Below are 15,575 nucleotides of genomic sequence, written 5' to 3'. Positions count from 1 at the left end.
TCGTGCGGGTTCGACACGGACCGCAGCCGTCGTCGCCACGCATCGGGCCCGTACGACGCGAGCGTTGCCGGTGTCGCTCAGCCGCGCGTGTCCATCGCGGGGCCGAGGTCGAGTCGTTCTCGCGCCCAGCGCAGCAGCTGTCGGTCTCCCTCACGGGTACGCGGGTCTCTCGTGCTGGCGGCCAGGTCTGCGAGCGCCCGATCGAGGTCGGGGGATGCGCCGTCGTCGATGAGCAGCAGGACACGGGTTCGTTCTGGGGTGCCGATCATCCGGTGAGCGCGGAAGACGTCACCGTTGAGGAACGCGTCGAGCAACCATCGGCGGTCCATGCTCCGGACGAGGAGCGGGATGACCGTGCTGGCGATAGCAGCCGCCAGAGCCTCCCCGCATCGCCGCGCACTCGCGGCATCGAAGAAGCCCCGGTGCCCGAGCCCGATCTGCTCGACGTCGAGCGGGGGCGTCAACCCGGCCGACCACAGCCAGACCTGCATACGGGGAACGGCGGCGGGGCTGCCGCCCTCCCGGTCGAGCGACCACTGCCTGAACAGGGCCATCGAGTGCGGGCTGATCTGGCAGCCTGCGTCGAAACCGACTGTGCCGTTGCGCCACCCACGCGAGTAGAGATCGAACAGCGAGACATCCCCTGCGGCGTTCGCGAACTCGTAACGTCGGCCCTTCTTGCGGGCGCCAGCACGTCTGAAGAGCGGGTCGACGTGTTCGCGCGCGAACATCGTCAAGGTGACGCCGTCGGCCGTCGTCGACTCCCCCATGACGCCGAGCATGGACGTCGTCGGGCCACGGGTCCGCTCGTGGCACTGCCTGTCAGCGGGCCACGTCGCCGATCGACTCGAAACCTGGTCGTCCGGCCATCGCTCGTGTCGGGCGCTGATGGCCGCGGACCGTTCCTGCCGTGGCCACCGCAGCAACCAGCTCACGGTTCACGAACGGGCGAGCTGGCCGCCGCCGGCGCAGTCGACGACGCTGCCGGTCACGAATCCGTTGGTCGCGACTGCCGCGATCAGCGCGGCGACTTCCTCGGCCCGGCCGACGCGGCCGACGGGCAAGGCCGCCGAGAACCGCTCGAAGACGGCCTCGCGCACGCCGTCGCCCTGACCGTTCCACCAGGGAGTGTCGATCACACCCGGCGAGACGGCGTTGACCCGAACCGGCGCCAACTCGCTCGCGAGCGGTCCGACAACGGCCTGGACGGCGCCGTTGATGGCGGCCAACCCCGCCGTGCCGGGCAGGGCTGCCCGGGCCGAGCCCGCGCTCACGAAGACGACCGACGCGGCGGTGGCCAGCGACGGCAGCAGAGCCTGCAACGCAGCGAGCTGCACCAGCAGCTTGGCGTCGAGTCCTGCGCGCAACTCGTCGAGGGACAGCTCGGCGAACGGTCCACCGCCGCGCGCTCCGCTGGCCGCGAGCACGAGCACGTCGATCGGCCCGATCCGCTCGCCGAGTGCGCGCATCGCGGTCGCGTCGGCGGCGTCCAGCGCCTCGCCGTGCACGCCGTCCCCGAGCCGAGCCAGGGCAGCAGCCAACCTGTCCGCGTCGCGGCCGACGACCCAGCTGTCGGCGCCGAGCCGCCGCAGCTCACGAGCGGTCGCCTCGCCGATCCCCGACGTTCCGCCGATCACCAGCGCCGTGGTCATGGCCTCTCCCTTATCGAGACAAAGTGTATCGACAAGCTTACTCCGGGACGACGCGCCTGGATTAAGCTCGGCGCCGTGCCCGCGCGCGAACACACCGGCCGACGCCGCAACGAGGCGGCGCGCAGGGCCGTGCTCGACGCGACCTCGCGGATCCTGCACGACGAGGGGCCCGGCGCACTCACCGTCGGCCACATCGCCGACACCGCCGGCGTCGGGCGGCAGACGATCTACCGGTGGTGGCCAGGCCGCGCAGCGATCGTTCTCGAGACTGCGACCGATCTCGCCACGCGTGAAGTTCCGATGCCCGACACCGGCACGGTGGACGGCGATCTCCGCGCCTTCGTGACCGACACCTTCACCGCGGCCGGCGGCCGGGCCCGCCCGCTCCTGCGCGGCATGGTGGCCGCCGCCCTCGAGGACACAGACGTCGCAGCAGGACTCGCCCGGTTCACCGCCCGGCGACGGGCGGTGCTCGCTGACATGTTGCAACGACACGACGTCGTCGACGTCGCCGACGCGGCCCCGCTCGCCGAACTCGTGTACGGCACGCTCTGGTACCGCGTCCTCATCACCGACGGGCCACTCGACGCGGACGCCGCCGACGCCCTCACCGACCTCCTCCTGCGGATCGTCGACCCGCAGCACGGCGGTTGACGCGCCGGTCGGAGCCGACCTGGCGCGCTCGGCCAGGAGCGTCCCGTCAGAGCATGGGCAGGTAGCGGCGCAGCTCGAACGGGCTGACCTCGGCGCGGTACTCCATCCACTCCTCGCGCTTGTTGCGCAGGAAGAAGTCGAAGACGTGCTCGCCGAGCGCCTCGGCCACCAGCTCGGAGTCCTGCATCGTCTGCAACGCGTCGTTGAGGTTGTGCGGCAGCTCGTCGTAACCGAGCGCGCGCCGTTCGACGTCGGACAGCGACCAGACGTCGTCCTCGGCCCCCGGCGGGAGCTCGTAGCCGGCCTCGATGCCCTTCATGCCGGCGGTCAGGATGACGGCGAAGGCCAGGTAGGGGTTGCAGGCGGTGTCGGGCGAGCGGAGCTCGACGCGAGTCGAGTTCGCCTTGCCCGGCTTGTAGCGCGGCACTCGCACCAGCGCCGAGCGGTTCGCGTGACCCCAGCAGACGAAGGTCGGCGCCTCGACGATCGACCCGGGCGAGCCGAAGCCCCAGAGCCGCTTGTACGAGTTCACCCACTGATTGGTGACCGCGGTGATCTCGCGCGCGTGCACGAGCAGGCCTGCGATGAACGCGCGCGCCGTCTTGGACAGGTTCAGCGGGTCGTCCGGGTCGTGGAAGGCGTTCTGGTCGCCCTCGAACAACGACAGGTGGGTGTGCATGCCGCTGCCGGGCTGGTGCTTGAACGGCTTGGGCATGAAGGTGGCGTGCGCCCCGTGCGCGATCGCGACCTCCTTGATGACGTGGCGGAAGGTCATCAGGTTGTCGGCCATGCTCAACGCGTCGGCGTAGCGCAGGTCGATCTCCTGCTGGCCTGGCGCGACCTCGTGATGGCTGAACTCGACCGAGATGCCCAGTCCCTCGAGCGCCCCGACGGCCGCGCGGCGGAAGTCGTGCGCGACGTCGTGGCTCGTCATGTCGAAGTAGCCGCCGTTGTCGATGGGCAGCGGCTCGCTGCCGTCGCTCGGGCGGTTCTTCAGCAGGAAGAACTCGATCTCGGGGTGGGTGTAGAAGGTGAAGCCACGCTCGGCCGCCCGCGACAGGGCGCGGCGCAGCACGTAGCGCGGGTCGGCCCACGAAGGTGACCCGTCGGGCATCTGGATGTCGCAGAACATCCGCGCGGAGTCGGTCGTGCCGTCGTTCTGCGGCAGGATCTGGAACGTCGCCGGGTCGGGATGCGCGATCATGTCGCTCTCGCTGGCCCGGCTGAAGCCCTCGATGGCCGAGCCGTCGAAGCCGATGCCCTCCTCGAACGCGCCGTCGAGCTCGGCCGGCGCGACCGCCACCGACTTCAACGTGCCGAGGACGTCGGTGAACCACAGCCGCACGAAGCGGATGTTTCGCTCCTCGATCGTGCGGAGCACGAACTCCTGCTGCCGATCCATGCTGTGCCGCCTCCCCGGGACTCTTCTGCTGTCGGGGCGACCCAGCGGTAGCCCACGGACCGCTGTTTTTCCGCGGTTCCAGCGAAGGGTACGGCAGCCTGGTTACGTCACCGCTCCTGCTACTTGGCGCCGCCCTTGACCCAGGTGCTCCACGGGACGCTCCACTGGCCGCCCTGCCAGACCTGCAGCTTCGGGCCACCGGAGTGCTTCACCGTGACCGGGTCGCCGACGCGCGAGTGCTGGTAGAACCACTTCGCGTTGGACTGGTTGAGGTTCAGACAGCCGTGCGAGACGTTCTGACTGCCCTGCACGCTGACGGTGGAGTCGAGCTCGTGCAGGTAGATGCCGTCGGTGCTGATCTTCGTGGCCCACGGCACGATCAACCCGGAGTAGCCGTAGGGCGAGCTGGCGGGCAGGCCGTAGGTGTTCGAGGACATCGTGGCCGGGTTCTCGTGGGTGATGACGGTGTAGGTGCCCGGCATCGTCCAGAGCGAGATCTTGCCGTTCTCGATGTAACCGCCCTTGCCCATCGAGGTCGGCATCGTGCGCACCAGCTTGTCGTCGAAGTACACCTTCACCTGGTGCGTCTTCGCGTCGGCGACGGTGACGTGCTTCTGCCCGACGGTGAAGGACGTCGTCTTGTCCGACTGGCCGTACAGGCCGTTGCCGAGGTCGACGCCGTACACCTTCGCGGCGACCGTGACCTTGGTGCCGGTGGCGTAGTAGTTCTTCGGACGCCACTGCATCGTCTGGTCGTCGCTCCAGTACCAGGCGCCGGTGACCTTCGGCGTGGTCGTGACGGTGACGGCCTTCTCGGCGGCGTCCTTGTCGGGGATCGCCTCGTCGAAGCGCACGGCGGTGACCATGCCGACGCCGTAGGTGGCGCCGTCGGCCATCGCCGTGCCGTTGACGGTGTTGAAGTAGGGCATCGTCATGTTGCCGGGCGAGAGGGTGGTGACCTTGTCGCGCTTGACGACGACCTTGCCGCCCTCGTCCTTGGCCGTCGCCTTGATCGAGTAGGTCTTGCCGTACCCGAGGTCCTCGGCGGTCCGCCACGTGGAGCGGTCGCCGGACGTGCTGCCGGTGACGACCTTGCCGGCCGGGTTGGTCATGACGACCGACTCGAGCGTGCCGTCGGCGACCTTGACGGTGACCGGCTGCGCCGGGTTGGCCTTCGTCGCGCCGCCCACCGCGGTCGTGGTGATCGACGCCTCGCTCGCCGCCGCGCTACCCGTGGCACCGCTCGCCGACGACGTCGCACCGCCACGGGACGTGCTCGCCCCGGCCGACGGGGAGCTGTCGGAGTCCGTGCCGCCGCCCGAGGTGCAGGCGGTCAGGCCCGCCAGGGCCGCGACCGCGGCTGACGCGGCGAGCACCCGCCTCGTCGCGCGACCACCGAACCGTGCTGCGCCCCGCTGCTGCATCGAACCTCCGAAACCCCGCCGCCGACTGTCGTGCTCCACGACGTCCCAGTCTGCCGGAGGCCACCGACGACGGCCCCGGCCTCGCAGCTTTCTCACATCACCCGTCACGTCGTCCCACGACGGGCAGGGCGAGCGTGTCGGCGGTGGACCCGGTGATCGTGACGGCGTGCGCGGCGAGCCCGCCGCGGTAGTTGACGTCGCCGCCCGCGATGACCAACCGGATGCGGTGCCCGGCGGCGAAGCGGTGCGCGATCGCCGGCAGGGTCACCCGCTGACGCTGCGTCGGGTCGGCGATGCGGACGGGGGCCACCAGGTTCTTGATCAGCGCGGCGGTGCCGTCCGGGGCCACGTCGTAGAGCTTGGGGAAGAGCACGAGCTGCCCTGCGGGGCCGGCGGCCGACGTCGCCGCGGCCGTGGGTGCGGCGACGCGGACCGTCACCGTGGGCGATCCGACGACGTCGGCGGGGCGGGCCAGGGCCGCCGTCTGCCAGCTCGCGGTGGTGCCGGGGAGGTCCTCGTCGGGCAGGTCGATCGGCGTGCCGGCCGGGAGCCGGCCGCCGAGCGCGTCCGGGTCGGCCAGCCCCGTCGGCGCGCCGGCCGCCGTCGTGACGAAACGCTGCGCCCCGGCGGTCACGGCCGAGCGTGTCGACTGCAGGACGTGGTCGCCGGACAGGTAGTACGTGCGGGTCGCGCCGACCGGGTATGCGGCCGCCTCGGCGAACGTCCCCGTCCAGTCGCGGTAGTAGGCGAAGCGCGATCCGGTCGTGCCGCCCTTCCCGGCGAGGTAGTGGTCGAACCAGGCGCGGATGCGGGCGTCCTCGTAGGCCGCACCGGCCGCGGACGGCGTGCCGCCGGAGTGCCCCTGCTCGCGCCACAGCATGCTGACGGGCGTCCCCTGCCGACGCAACGCCGTGTAGGTGGCCACCGCCTCGCCGAGGTTGAACAGGGTGTCGGTCTGCCCCTGGTCGAGGAGCACCGGTACCCGGATCCGCTTGACGTAGCTCGCGACCGACGCGTGCCGCAGCGCGGCGACGTCGTCGGGCCGGAAGTAGCCGGTGGTGCCCGCGGTCACGAGTGCGGGGCATACGAAGTCGGCGAAGTTGGGGCAGCCGACGAGGCGACCGGGATCGTCCTTCGCGTACTGCGCGCCGTCGAGGACGCCGACGGTCGAGAACAGCACCCCCCACGTCAGCTTGGTGGCACCGGGGGCGGCGGTGGTGACCGACTCGGCGGGCCGCACGTTGTTCGGGCCCAGCGAGTACGACAGGTCGTTCCAGGTGATCTGCGGGTTCAGGGCGTCGATGCGGGCGTCGACCGACGCGGCCGCGAACTGGATCTGGCCGCCGTAGCTGCCGCCCCACATGCCGACCCGCGGGTCGTAACGCCGCGCCTTCCCGGAGTGGTCCTTCGCGTCGTGGACGACGGCGGTGAGTCGGGGCGCCGGCGTGGTGTGCGCGGCGTCGGTGTAGGCGATGCCGGCCGCGCCGCCGAGGTAGCTCACGAGCTGGCTCGCGGCCATGCCGTCATAGGCCGGGTCGTCGAGCGTGATCTTGCAGCCCGACCCGCCGAAGCCGAGCCCCGAGTACGACAGCACCGCGTAGCCGGTGCGCGCGTACTGCTCGGCGAACGGTGCCTGGTCGGCCGCGGAACCGCCGAACCCGTTGGTGGTCAGGATCGCCGGCACCCGCTTGGTCGCCGACGCAGCGCTCGGCAGGTAGAGGTCACCGACGACGTCGCAGCGCTGGGCCCGGCCGGGCCCGACGCCGACCGCGAAGTGCAGCGACGTCACGGTGTAGCCGGCGGCGGCACCGGCCGGGTCGGCGGTCACGGCGACGGCGGCACCCGTCGCGACCACGGTGGTGAGCAGCCCGACGAGCGGCAGGGAGCGGACCCGGTTTCGGCGACGCGCAACGGGCACGGGATCTCCTCGCGGGGACGGCGATGTCTGCCTCCCCCAACGAGCCGGCCGCGCCCGAGTTACCACCCGTCACGCCCGGCGGGCACGCGCGCGTCGGGTCGACGCCCGGACGGGGGTGGTTCGCCCGGCCGTGACGGGTGTCTCAACGCCGGCGGGATGACGTGGCGACGCGGACGTTGCAGCATTGTGTCGTCCGCATTACACGCCCGGGGACCGGCATCGTCCGGCCTCGAGGAAGAGATGAGGCAAGTGATGGCTGCACCGAGCACGACGGCCCTCTACGGCGGCGTCGCCAACCGGCGGATCACCATCCGTGACCTGCAACTGGCCAAGGACCGCGGCGAGCGGTGGCCGATGCTCACCGCGTACGACTACTCCACCGCCCGGGTCTTCGACGAGGCCGGTGTGCCGGTGCTGCTCGTCGGCGACTCCGCCGCCAACGTGGTCTACGGCTACGACACCACGGTCCCGGTCACGATCGACGAGCTGCTCCCCCTCGTCCGCGGCGTGGTCCGCGGCACGTCGCGCGCGCTCGTCGTCGCCGACCTGCCGTTCGGCTCGTACCAGGCCTCGCCGCAGCAGGCGCTCGAGAGCGCCGCCCGCTTCCTGAAGGAGGGCGGCGCGCAGGCCGTCAAGCTCGAGGGCGGCGCGCGGGTCGCGCCGCAGGTGGAGGCGCTGGTCGGCGCGGGCATCCCGGTCATGGCCCACATCGGCCTGACGCCGCAGTCGGTGAACGCCTTCGGCGGTTACCGCGTGCAGGGTCGCGGCGACGAGGCCGCTCACCGCCTGTTGCAGGACGCGAAGGCGTTGCAGCAGGCCGGTGCCTTCGCCGTCGTCATGGAGGTCGTCCCGTCGGAGGTCGCGACCGAGGTCACGCGGGCGCTGCACGTGCCCACCGTCGGCATCGGCGCCGGCCCGGGGTGTGATGCGCAGGTGCTGGTGTGGCAGGACATGGCCGGCCTGCGCGGCGGCGGCAAGCCCGCCAAGTTCGTCAAGGAGTTCGCGGCCGTCGGCGACGTGCTGCGCGACGCCGCCACCCGTTTCGGCGACGAGGTCCGTTCCGGCGCGTACCCCGCGCCCGAGCACGAGTACAGCTGACGCGCACGGCACCGGGTCGAAGGTCCCGGGTGCCGCTCGCACCAACGGCCCTGCTCGCCGCCGCGGCGCCGCGCGACGCTCGATGGGGTGGACCGACACCGGTCCACCCCATCGACACTCGCAGGAGGACCGCAGCGATGACCGCGCCGGAACGAGCGACCGCGACCGAGCCCACTCCCGACCGGGTCGTGGTCGGGATCGACGGTGCGCCGCCGTCGAAAATGGCGTTGCGCTGGGCGGTGTTCCTCGCCGAGACGCTGGGCTGTCGGGTCCACGCGATCTCGACGTGGCAGCAGCCGGCGGGATGGGCGGCCGCCGGCGGTATCACCGGGACGGTCGACTGGGCCCCGGAGCAGGACACGCTCCAGACCCTGACCAGCACGATCCGCGAGGTGCTGGGCGACCACCCGCCGGTTCCCGTCGTCGCCGAGGTCGAACAGGGCGGCGCGGCGCGCACGCTCATCGACGCCAGCAGGAACGCGCGGATGCTGGTCGTCGGCAGCCGGGGGCACGGCGGCTTCACCGGACTGCTGCTCGGCTCGGTCAGCAGCGCGTGCGCCGAGCACGCCCACTGCCCGGTGACGGTCGTCCACGGCGAGGCCCTGCCGCCGAACGCCGGCTGACGCGCCGACCGGTCCCGGAGACGGATCGCCGGCGCACGCGGGCCGGCACGCGTGACCACGTGCTGCCCGGGTGCACCGGCGATCCGGTGCGTGCTGTGACCTAGCGGCTGCTTCGCTTGGCGGCGGCCTTGCGGGCCGGCGTCGTCTTCTTCGCGGCCGTCTTCTTCGCGGCCGTCTTCTTCGCGGCCGTCTTCTTCGCGGCCGTCTTCGTGGCCGCCGCCTTGCGGGCCGGCGTCGCCTTCTTCGCCGCGGTCTTCCTCGCGGCGGTCTTCTTCGCCGCCGTCTTCTTCGCCGCCGTCTTCTTCGCCGCCGTCTTCTTCGCCGCGGTCTTCTTCGCCGCGGTCTTCTTCGCCGCCGTCTTCCTCGCCGCCGTCTTCCTCGCCGCCGTCTTCTTGGCCGCGGTCTTCTTCGCCGCGGTCTTCTTCGCCGCGGTCTTCTTCGCCGCCGTCTTCTTCGCCGCCGTCTTCTTCGCCGCCGTCTTCTTCGCCGCCGTCTTCCTGGCCGCGCGCGCGACGGTCTTCTTCGCGGCACCCACCTTCTTCGCCACGGTCTTCTTCGCGGCCTTGGTGGCCGACGTCTTCTTTGCGGCCGCCTTCCTGGCCGACGCCTTCTTCGCTGCGGCCTTCTTGGCCGGAGCCTTCTTCGCAGGTGCGGTCATACGGTGTGCCTCCTCGGCGGCTGTCGACGAATCGGTCCGTCGCTGCAACAAAGTTGACGAAGTCGGCACGTCCACGTCAACTCGGCGCGCCGGTGCGTTTCGGCGGCCGCGTCGCGCCACCTGGACGACCGCCGCGGCCAGCATCACGAGAAGCCCGACGATTCCCTTGTACAGCAAGCATTTCTTCGTGACGTCGTCCTCCGTTCGATCTCGTGGTCGAGCGCACGTGATTTCGACGGATCTGGGCTTCATCCGGCGCATCGCCCATACGTACGTCCCCGTACGGATAGCACGGGATGCCGGATCGCCGGAGCGGGTCACGGCGCGAGCAGCGAGCGGGTGGCCCGCTCGACGCAGCCGAGGGGGTCGGCGAACGCCGCGTCCGTGCCGAACCGCGCGACGAGGGACACCGTCGCGAAGGGCGGCGGCGGTGTGCCGGGGGCGACCGATCCCACGATGGCGGCCACCTTCGTCCCCGCCGCGTCCGCGAGGGCGGCGACACCACCGACGACCTTGCCGGCGAACGACGATCGGTCGAGCTGGCCCTCGCCGGTGACGACGAGATCGGCGGCCGCGACCGACGCGGCGAGGCGGGTGCGTTCGGCGACGACGTCGAACCCGGGTCGCAGCCGGCCGCCGATCGCGGCGAGACCACCCCCGAGTCCGCCGGCGGCGCCACCACCGGGCAGGTCGTCGACGTCGACGCCCAGTCGCTCCCGCAGCACGGTGCGGGCTTCTCGCAGCCGGCGCGTCAACAGCACGACCTGCTCGGCCGTCGCACCCTTCTGCGGTGCGAACTCGACCGCCGCGTCGACGTACCGCGTCACCACGTCACAGCAGACGACGAGGACGACCTCGCCGGACGCGATCGCGCGCAGGGTCGCGGTCGAGAGTGCCCGCACGGCGGCCAGCCCGCCGTCGGTGCAGGCGCTGCCGCCGAGCCCGACGATCACGTCACGCGCGCCCGTCGACACCGCGGCCTCGATCAGCTGCCCGGTGCCGCGCGACGTCGCCGTCATCGGATCGTTGCCGTCGGCGCCGCCGGCGAGGACGAGGCCGGAGGCCGTCGCGCTCTCGATCACCGCCACGGTGCCGTCGAGGCGCCACCGGGCCGACACCGTCGTGCCGAGCGGGCCCGTGACCGCGGTGCTGCGCTCGGCCCCGCCGAAGGCGGCGAGCAGACCGTCCCCGCCGTCGGACAGCGCGACCGCCGACGCTGGCAGGCCGGAAGCGCGCGCGGCCCGCACCACCGCCGCGCCGAGATCCGCGGACGAGGCCGTGCCCTTGAACTTGTCGAGGGCCGCCAGCACGCGCATCGCTCCACCTGACCAGGCGGCACCGTTCCCGTCCAGTTGCGGTGGGGCGATCCCGTGGTCACTGCGGCGTGTCGGTGGGTCGCGAGGTGGGTAGGCCTTCCGGCGACGGCCGGGGTGAAGTCCGTCGTCCGCCGTCCGCCGGTCACCCAACGAACTGAGCTGAGAGGGAACGCATGTGCCGCACCATCCGCACTGCGATCCGCTGTGAACCCCTGGCGGTGCGCGATGCCCGCGACTGGATCCGCGAGCAGCTCACCGAGCTCTATCCGAGCATCGACACCGCTGTCGTCGACGACGCCGGCCTCGCGGTCTCCGAACTCGTCACCAACTGCGTCCGTGCCGACGCCCACGAGCTGACACTGTCGATGATCGCCCACCGCTTCGACGTCGTCGTCGCGACGACCGACGACGCCCCCGGCGTGCCCCACCGGGTCACCGCGCCGCCCTCGGCCACCTCCGGACGCGGCCTGCAGATCGTCGAGGCCCTGACGACCGAGTGGGGTGTCTCTCCCGGCGACGGGCACAAGACCGTCTGGGGTCGGTTCTCGTTGACCGACAGCACGCGCTGCTCCTTCGACTGCGATCGGTGACGCGGCGGTGGCCGCGCGCCGCCGACCGACACGTCAGGACGGCGGTCCGTGGTCCGGCGAGTCGAGCCCGTGTTCGCGCGCGTCCGCGCCCGTGTCGCCCCTGACGCGCCACACCTGCGCGATGTCACCGGCCGGGCTCAGCTCGATCTCCTCGGTCGGGTAGGCGCGCACCGGGCCCTGCGGGCCGCCGAGTTCGAGGACGTCGACGGCGCCGAGCTGGTCCCGGCGTAGCCACTGCCCCTCGTACCCGGGAGCGAGTCGGCCGCCGGCGATACCGCCCTCGGGGCGCACCACGATCCACTCGGTCCGTTCGAGGTTGCTCACGCCGTGAGCGTGCCCCGCCCGTCGGCGTATGTTGCGCACATGCCGCTGCGGCCCCCCGATTCCGCCCGCCGCCGGGCCGCCCGGCTCGGCGACGGCATCGGGCCGCTCGGGCCGGTGGGTGACGTCGCCGCCCTGCGCGGCGTCGGCCTGGATCCGGTCGGCGAGGTCCTCGGCTGCGTCGCGTCGACCGTGGCGCCGCCCCACCACGCGTCCTGCGGTCACCGGGGCGGCGGTACCGCCCCGGTCCGGCTGGGCGGCGCGCTGCTCCAAGGCACCGCGGTCCCGTTCCCCGAACGCGAGCAGCTCTCGCTGCGCACCGCCGTCGACCGGCTGCGTGCCGAGGTCGTCGCGCGCGACGCCGACGGCGCCGTCGGCGTCACCGTCTCGATCGAGCGTCGCGACGGGGCATTGCGCGAGGTCGTGCTCGCCGGCACCGCGGTGTGGGCCCGGTCGGCCGTCCGGCCCGCGCGTCCGTTCCTCACCGCGCTGTCGGCCGCCGACGTCGCGGGCTCGATGCGCACCGGGTGGGCCCCGGTCGACCTGCACGTCACCGCGCAGGTGGCGGTCCGGCACGAGGATGCCGACGTCGAGCAGCTCGACGCCTTGGTGCAGGCTCGCGACGCACGGCGCAGGAACCTGGAGATCCCGGGCTTCACCGACCTGACCAACCAGCTGCGCGCGTCGGTCCGCGAGCGGCTGCGGGTCGCGGCACGACTGGTCGGGGCGGACGGCGTGCTCGTCGCACCGATCACGGTGCACACCCACCGCGTCGAGTGCCTGACCCTGATCGGGCGTACCGACCGGCTCTCGTTCGCGGTGGCATGGGGCAGCTCGTTGGCCCGCTTCGCCGTGCGGTCCGGCGGCATCGCGGCGCGGCCCGTGCTCCCCCTCGTCGACGTGTCGGCAGTGGCGCGGTGACCGAACCGACGTCGCTTCCCGAGCAGGCCATGCGCCGCCTCGCCCGGCCGCCCTCGGGCGCCGGCCGGCCCGTCTTCACCTCCGACCTGTCGGTCAACGAGTTCCTGCTCGTGCGCGAGGCCGGCTTCCGACCGCTCGGCCTGGTGATGGGGTCGAGCGTGTACCACGTCGGGCTGCAACGCGGCCGGTGGACGAAGAACATGGAACTCACCACGCTGTCCGAGGCGATGTACCACGCCCGCGAGCTCGCGATGGCCCGGATGACGGCCGAGGCCGAGGTGCTGCACGCCGACGGCATCGTCGGCGTCCGCCTCGAGATCCGCTTCCACGAGACCGGTGGGGACCTCGCCGAGTTCCTGGCCGTGGGCACCGCGATCTCCGACGAGGCCGGCGGTCGTTGGCGCACCGACGCCGGCGGCCCCTTCACGTCCGACCTGTCGGGGCAGGACTTCTGGACGTTGCTGCGGACCGGGTACGCACCGCTGGGACTCGTCATGGGGACGTGCGTCTACCACGTCGCCCACCAGTCGGGGTGGCAGAAGCTGGGCTCGTTCGGCCGCAACACCGAGATCCCCCAGCTCACCGAGGCCATGTACGAGGCCCGCGAGCTCGCCGCGGGACGGATGCAGGCCGAGGCCGACGCGCTCGCGGCCGACGGCATCGTCGGCGTGGAGCTGCGGGCGCTGCCACACCGCTGGGGCGGCCACACCACCGAGTTCTTCGCGATCGGGACGGCGGTCCGCTCCCTGCACGACGACCACCAGGTGGAGTCGCCCTCGCTGGTGTTGCCGCTGGCCGACTGAGGCTCTACCGCAGGAAGTGCTCGAGCGCGGCGCGCGCCCTCTCGTCGTCCCGGGCCCGGTGGTACAGCAGCTCGGCGAGACGTCGCAGCCAGTCGTCGAGCTCGCGCCGGTGCCGAGCGATGGTGACGCCGTGCACGACGTGGTGCTCCCAGCCCTGGGTGGTCCCACCGGCCAGCTCCAGCACCAGCCTGCGCTCCCCCGCCGTCACCCCGACGCGCTCGAGACGGCCGCGCCCCGCCCTACGCTCGCGCCACGACCCCGACCGGGCGACCTCGACCATGTCGGCCGGCAGCACCGCGGCGAGCAGCTCGGCCACGGCTCCACCCAGCGCCGCGACGTCGGTGCGCGCCCGGAGCGCGACCACCAGCTCGGCGAGCTCGCTGTCGGTCACGGCTGTCGATCCTGCCACCGGCCGCGACACGTGCATCCGCATCGGTCACGCAGGACGTACCTCGGATGGTCTCCCCGGTTTGCGAGGCATCGTCGGCCCGCTCAGATCTCGTCCTGCTCGCGGTCCGCGACGAGCACGTCACGCGCCTTCTCGGCTACCTCGTCCACGTCGTCGTTGCTGGAGCGGATCATCGGCGCCTCGAACTCCTCGCGCCGCACGCTGAGGACGTGTCCGCGCTCCTCGTTGGCCGCAACGATTCGACCTGCATCACCGCGGTCCTGGCCACGTCGGTGCAGGTCGAACCGCCGCGTGGGGTCAGGGCGGCGGACGAGTCGACCTGTAAGCCGGATCCTGTGCCCGGCACCGAGGTGCCGGGTGACGGCCATCCATCTAGGCCTGCCGTCGCCGACAGGCTCGAGCGGTCTACCCGCAGGCTCGGGCGGGCCGCCCTCGAACGCCTGCGCGGACCGGCGAACCGGTCCTTCTTGACCTTGCTCCGGGTGGGGTTTACCGAGCCGCTGCGGTCACCCGCCGCGCTGGTGGTCTCTTACACCGCCGTTTCACCCTTACCCGGGTGCACGCACCCGGGCGGTCTGTTTTCTGTGGCACTGTCCCGCGGGTCGCCCCGGGTTGCCGTTGGCAACCACCCTGCCCTGTGGAGTCCGGACTTTCCTCGGCACGATCACTCGTGACGCGGCCGTCCGGTCGGCTCGTCCGCCGCGCTGCGCACTATACGGCGCTCACAGCGGCTGCATCAGCTGGGTGAACGCGGGGCGCGCGCCCTGCCGCTCGTAGAAGCGCAGGCCGTCGACGTTGCCGGCCCGGGTGTCGACGTGCATGACCACCGCGCCGCGGTCGCGGGCCCAGCCGGCCGCCGCCTCGTACAGCGCCGCGCCGATCCCGGCGCTCCGCGCGCGCGCCCGCACCACGAGCGTCAGCAGCTCGGCGTGCTCGCCGGTGGCACCGAGGACGGGGCGCGCGAGCTCGGCGGCGGGCAGCATCGTCACCAGCGCCATCCCGTCCGGCTCGGCGGCGGCCGAAGCGCGGTGCACGAACAGCGCCGCCACACCCTCGTGCAGCAGCGGGGCCGCCCTCGCACGCCAGCTCCGCCAGGCGTCCTCCTCGTCCCGGGGCACCCATCCCGGGGGCGTCGTGATGGCGGCGTGGTGCCGGTGCAGCTCGACGCGCAACGCGTGGACCTCGTCCACCCGCTCGGCGGCCAGGGCGACGATCACGGTCACGACCGTACGGTGCGGCGCACCTGGATACGCTCTGCCCATGCCCCAACCGAGCGGTGCCGAGCTCGCCGCCGTCCGCGAACGCCGCGAGCAGCTGCGCGAGCGATACCTGCGGCCGCGCGCGGAGCGGCCGGCCAGTACCGCCCGCGGCCTCCACCACGCCGCGTTCGTCTGCGCCGACGTCGAGGAGACGATCCGCTTCTACCAGGACTTCCTCGGCTTCCCGCTGGTCGAGCTCGTCGAGAACCGCGACTACGCCGGCTCGAGCCACTTCTTCTTCGACCTCGGCAACGCCACGCTGCTCGGCTTCTTCGACTTCCCCGGGCACGAGCACGAGGCGTACCGCGAGACGATCGGCGCCCTGCAGCACCTCGCGATCTCGGTGACCTCCGAGCAGTTCGAGGCGGCGCGGACGAAGCTCACCGACGCCGGCGTCGACTACCTCGGGCCGGATCGCGGCGCCGACGACAGCCTGTACTTCCGCGACCCCAACGGCATGGGCATCGAGCTCTACCGCGAGGTGCTCGGGCACTTCGAGGGCGCGGAGCTGCTCTGATGCCCGTTCC

At 72.3% G+C, this 15,575-nt stretch carries 17 protein-coding genes and 1 other RNA gene; 7 read left to right on the top strand and 11 right to left on the bottom strand.

The window, feature by feature from the left end; genetic code table 11:
• Positions 1-77: 77 nt before the first annotated feature.
• Positions 78-770: a hypothetical protein gene (locus tag BUE29_RS11280; RefSeq protein ID WP_143168137.1), complete on the bottom strand. Its 693-nt coding sequence runs from the start codon at positions 768-770 to the stop codon at positions 78-80.
• Positions 771-938: 168 nt separating this feature from the next.
• Positions 939-1,745 carry an SDR family oxidoreductase gene (locus BUE29_RS11275; protein WP_200800154.1) on the bottom strand — a complete coding sequence of 269 codons (807 nt, stop codon included), beginning with the start codon at positions 1,743-1,745 and terminating at the stop codon, positions 939-941.
• On the opposite strand from BUE29_RS11275, the gene BUE29_RS22015 reads away from it, so the two are divergent.
• The gene (locus BUE29_RS22015) at positions 1,728-2,306 is read left to right on the top strand and encodes a TetR/AcrR family transcriptional regulator (RefSeq protein ID WP_073390200.1); all 579 of its coding nucleotides are present in this window, start codon (positions 1,728-1,730) and stop codon (positions 2,304-2,306) included. The genes BUE29_RS11275 and BUE29_RS22015 overlap by 18 nt on opposite strands.
• Positions 2,307-2,352: 46 nt before the next feature.
• On the opposite strand, the gene glnA is transcribed toward BUE29_RS22015, so the two are convergent.
• The 3 genes from glnA to BUE29_RS11255 form a co-directional block, all read right to left on the bottom strand.
• On the bottom strand, positions 2,353-3,708 hold the full coding sequence (glnA, locus tag BUE29_RS11265; protein WP_073390197.1) for a type I glutamate--ammonia ligase: 1,356 nt from the start codon (positions 3,706-3,708) through the stop codon (positions 2,353-2,355).
• Between the two features lie 119 nt (positions 3,709-3,827).
• Positions 3,828-5,084, bottom strand: coding sequence for a L,D-transpeptidase (locus BUE29_RS11260; protein ID WP_200800153.1), 1,257 nt, complete (start codon positions 5,082-5,084; stop codon positions 3,828-3,830).
• Between the two features lie 145 nt (positions 5,085-5,229).
• Positions 5,230-7,050 carry a CocE/NonD family hydrolase gene (locus tag BUE29_RS11255; protein ID WP_084180970.1) on the bottom strand — a complete coding sequence of 607 codons (1,821 nt, stop codon included), beginning with the start codon at positions 7,048-7,050 and terminating at the stop codon, positions 5,230-5,232.
• Positions 7,051-7,302: 252 nt separating this feature from the next.
• Here BUE29_RS11255 and panB point away from each other — a divergent pair, with 252 nt between their 5' ends.
• Together panB and BUE29_RS11245 are read left to right on the top strand one after the other, a co-directional pair.
• Entirely contained in the window at positions 7,303-8,148 is an 846-nt protein-coding gene (gene panB / locus BUE29_RS11250) for a 3-methyl-2-oxobutanoate hydroxymethyltransferase (protein WP_234971421.1), read from the top strand.
• 137 nt (positions 8,149-8,285) lie between these two features.
• Positions 8,286-8,771 (top strand): universal stress protein, encoded by a 486-nt coding sequence (locus tag BUE29_RS11245; protein WP_073390191.1) that lies wholly within the window; start codon positions 8,286-8,288, stop codon positions 8,769-8,771.
• Between the two features lie 100 nt (positions 8,772-8,871).
• Here the strand turns inward: BUE29_RS11245 and BUE29_RS11240 are convergent, their stop codons facing one another.
• The gene (locus BUE29_RS11240) at positions 8,872-9,429 is read right to left on the bottom strand and encodes a histone H1-like repetitive region-containing protein (protein ID WP_084180969.1); all 558 of its coding nucleotides are present in this window, start codon (positions 9,427-9,429) and stop codon (positions 8,872-8,874) included.
• A 317-nt stretch (positions 9,430-9,746) separates the two neighbouring features.
• A complete protein-coding gene (locus tag BUE29_RS11235) occupies positions 9,747-10,745 on the bottom strand; it encodes a glycerate kinase (RefSeq protein WP_073390187.1) in 999 nt (332 codons plus the stop codon).
• 218 nt (positions 10,746-10,963) lie between these two features.
• On the opposite strand from BUE29_RS11235, the gene BUE29_RS11230 reads away from it, so the two are divergent.
• Positions 10,964-11,335 (top strand): ATP-binding protein, encoded by a 372-nt coding sequence (locus tag BUE29_RS11230; protein ID WP_084180968.1) that lies wholly within the window; start codon positions 10,964-10,966, stop codon positions 11,333-11,335.
• Positions 11,336-11,368: 33 nt separating this feature from the next.
• Here BUE29_RS11230 and BUE29_RS11225 read toward each other — a convergent pair whose 3' ends face one another.
• Positions 11,369-11,659 (bottom strand): hypothetical protein, encoded by a 291-nt coding sequence (locus tag BUE29_RS11225; protein ID WP_073390182.1) that lies wholly within the window; start codon positions 11,657-11,659, stop codon positions 11,369-11,371.
• 39 nt (positions 11,660-11,698) lie between these two features.
• Between BUE29_RS11225 and BUE29_RS11220 the strand changes: the two genes are divergently transcribed.
• Both BUE29_RS11220 and BUE29_RS11215 read left to right on the top strand, forming a co-directional pair.
• Entirely contained in the window at positions 11,699-12,577 is an 879-nt protein-coding gene (locus tag BUE29_RS11220; RefSeq protein ID WP_073390179.1) for a hypothetical protein, read from the top strand.
• 29 nt (positions 12,578-12,606) lie between these two features.
• Positions 12,607-13,380: a heavy metal-binding domain-containing protein gene (locus BUE29_RS11215; protein ID WP_073391088.1), complete on the top strand. Its 774-nt coding sequence runs from the start codon at positions 12,607-12,609 to the stop codon at positions 13,378-13,380.
• Between the two features lie 4 nt (positions 13,381-13,384).
• Here BUE29_RS11215 and BUE29_RS11210 read toward each other — a convergent pair whose 3' ends face one another.
• The 3 genes from BUE29_RS11210 to BUE29_RS11200 all read right to left on the bottom strand — a co-directional run bounded on the left by BUE29_RS11210 (position 13,385) and on the right by BUE29_RS11200 (position 15,012).
• Positions 13,385-13,771 (bottom strand): hypothetical protein, encoded by a 387-nt coding sequence (locus BUE29_RS11210; protein WP_073390176.1) that lies wholly within the window; start codon positions 13,769-13,771, stop codon positions 13,385-13,387.
• Positions 13,772-14,095: 324 nt separating this feature from the next.
• An RNA gene (gene rnpB / locus BUE29_RS11205) (RNase P RNA component class A) lies at positions 14,096-14,484 on the bottom strand.
• A gap of 27 nt (positions 14,485-14,511) precedes the next feature.
• The gene (locus BUE29_RS11200) at positions 14,512-15,012 is read right to left on the bottom strand and encodes a GNAT family N-acetyltransferase (protein ID WP_073390173.1); all 501 of its coding nucleotides are present in this window, start codon (positions 15,010-15,012) and stop codon (positions 14,512-14,514) included.
• Positions 15,013-15,049: 37 nt separating this feature from the next.
• Here BUE29_RS11200 and BUE29_RS11195 point away from each other — a divergent pair, with 37 nt between their 5' ends.
• A complete protein-coding gene (locus BUE29_RS11195) occupies positions 15,050-15,565 on the top strand; it encodes a VOC family protein (protein ID WP_073390171.1) in 516 nt (171 codons plus the stop codon).
• Positions 15,566-15,575: the final 10 nt, after the last annotated feature.

Origin of the sequence: Jatrophihabitans endophyticus, from assembly GCF_900129455.1 — a bacterium.
GTDB classification, from domain to species: domain Bacteria; phylum Actinomycetota; class Actinomycetes; order Mycobacteriales; family Jatrophihabitantaceae; genus Jatrophihabitans; species Jatrophihabitans endophyticus.
Note: the sequence above shows the minus strand (reverse complement) of the source record. Positions and strands in the feature narration are given on the sequence as shown.